This is a genomic window from Candidatus Synechococcus spongiarum (assembly GCF_900047545.1).
In the GTDB taxonomy this organism is placed as follows: domain Bacteria; phylum Cyanobacteriota; class Cyanobacteriia; order PCC-6307; family Cyanobiaceae; genus Synechococcus_B; species Synechococcus_B spongiarum_C.
The window spans coordinates 1-2,112 of the sequence record NZ_FITM01000054.1 but is presented as its reverse complement, the minus strand read 5'-3'; the positions used below and the strand labels follow the sequence as shown (position 1 = coordinate 2,112).

Sequence of the window (2,112 nt, the reverse complement as noted above, 5' to 3'; positions counted from 1 at the left end):
CTTTTCATTTTATGATGAGAACTTCCCCATATACACCCGTCCCCGTTATCTGCCCCCCACCAAGCTGCTGGACAGTCACGTGACCGAGTCCATTCTTGGGGACGGCTCCATCCTGAAAGACTGCAGCATTCACAAGTGCGTACTGGGGGTGCGCAGCCGCATCGAGAGCGGCGCCGTGCTGCAAGACACCCTGACCATGGGCAGTGACTACTACGAGTCCAATGGCCAGCGGGACGCGATGCGCGCCAAGGGGAGCATTCCCTTGGGTGTGGGAGCCGGCTCCACGGTGAAGGGGGCCATCCTGGATAAAAACGTACGCATTGGCGACAACGTGCAGCTCATCAACAAGGACCACATCGAGGACGCTGATCGCCCCGAGCTGGGCTTCTACATCCGCAGCAACCTGGTGATAGTGATTAAAAACGCCACCATTCCCAACAACATGGTGATCTGAGCGTGATCCAATCGCCCAATGCCCGGACTCTTCGCAGTCCCTTAAGGTCAATCCGGCCACACTGTTCCTAGTTCAGCAACACGTCATGAGCAAGGCGCATTTCGGCCTGGTTGGCCTCGGCGTCATGGGAGAAAACCTCATCCTCAACGCCGAGCGCAACGGCTTCAGCAGCGTGGTCTACAACCGCACCCGTGAGAAGACGGACGCCTTCATGGCTGGTCGTGGCTCCGGCAAGGCCATTCAAGCGGCCTACACCCTGCCGGACTTTGTCCAGCAGTTGGAACGTCCCCGCCGCATCCTGATGATGATCAAGGCGGGTGCCCCCATTGACGCCACCATTGACACCCTGGTGCCCCTTCTAGAAGAAGGGGACCTGCTCATTGACGGCGGCAACTCCCTCTACATGGACACGGAACAACGGGTGCAGGCTCTGGAAAGCCGGAGTTCCGGGTACATCGGCATGGGCATCTCCGGCGGGGCCAAGGGGGCGCTGGAGGGACCCAGCATGATGGCTGGCGGCACCAGGAAGGCCTACCAGGCCATCGCCAGCCTGGTGGAAACTATGGCCGCCCAGGTGGAGGACGGTCCCTGTGTGGCCTACATGGGTCCTGGTGGGGCCGGCCACTTCGTCAAGACCGTTCACAACGGCATTGAATACGGCGTGGAGCAGATCCTGGCGGAAGCCTACGACCTGATGAAGCGGGGCGCCGGCCTCAACGGCCAGGCCATGGCTGACGTGGTGGGCGCCTGGAACCAGTTGGAGGAATTGAGTTCCTACCTGGTGGAAATCACGGAAGTGTGTCTGCGCACCAAGGATCCGGAGAGTGGCGCCCACCTGGTGGAAAAGATCCTGGACGTGGCCGGCCAGAAGGGTACGGGCATCTGGACGGTGATCAGCGCCCTGGAGATGGGGGTGGCGGTGCCCACTATCTATGAGTCCGTCAATGCCCGGGTGCTCAGTTCCCTGAAGGCGGAGCGGGTCAAGGCCAGCACCATTCTGGACGGTCCCACTGTCACCCCTATGGAACTGGGCAGCGTGGCGGACGGCATGGCGCCGCTGCGGGATGCGGTCATCCTCAGCATCATCACCAGCTATGCCCAGGGGCTTGCCCTGCTGCGGCGCGGCTCGGAGCGGCACAACTACCACCTGGATCTCACCAGCATCGCCAGAATCTGGAAAGGAGGCTGCATCATCCGCGCCAAGCTGCTGAGCCGCATCCAGGACGCCTTCCGCAAGGCTCCCCAGCTTCCCAACCTGATGGTGGATCCCTGGTTTACCCAGCAGATCAATGGACGGCTGAACAACCTGCGCACCGTTGTGCAGGCGGGCGCCCAGGCGGGCATCCCCCTGCCGTGCCTCTCGGCCGCCCTGCACTACATCGACAGCTACCGTTCACCCCGGCTGCCTCAGAACGCCGTGCAGGCCATGCGGGACTGCTTTGGCTCCCACACCTATGAACGGGTGGACCGGGAGGGAAGCTTCCACACGGAGTGGCTGGCATGAGCCGCTACCGCCTGCAACGCAGCCCGGACAAAGCAGCCCTGGCCCAAGCCGCTGCCGCCGCCATGGCGGCGGTGATCCGTGGCGCCACCAGCCGGCAGCCCCGTTGCGTCGTGGCCCTGGCGGGGGGCAGCACACCGGAGGCTGCCTACAGGCA

Annotated in this window: 2 protein-coding genes and 1 pseudogene; all 3 read left to right on the top strand. The window is 63.0% G+C overall.

What is annotated here, in order from left to right; translation table 11 throughout:
• Positions 1 to 454 (top strand): annotated as a pseudogene (glgC, locus tag FLM9_RS02095) (glucose-1-phosphate adenylyltransferase); the annotation flags it as partial.
• 85 nt (positions 455 to 539) lie between these two features.
• Positions 540 to 1,958 carry an NADP-dependent phosphogluconate dehydrogenase gene (gnd, locus tag FLM9_RS02090; RefSeq protein WP_074457032.1) on the top strand — a complete coding sequence of 473 codons (1,419 nt, stop codon included), beginning with the start codon at positions 540 to 542 and terminating at the stop codon, positions 1,956 to 1,958.
• The coding region (locus FLM9_RS08705) for a 6-phosphogluconolactonase (RefSeq protein WP_180365271.1) at positions 1,955 to 2,112 on the top strand (158 nt) is incomplete at its 3' end. The genes gnd and FLM9_RS08705, both read left to right, overlap by 4 nt.

Excerpts from the sequence above, each read along its gene's own strand:
- gnd (WP_074457032.1), top strand. The coding sequence starts at position 540 with ATGAGCAAGGCGCATTTCGGCCTGGTTGGCCTCGGCGTCATGGGAGAA.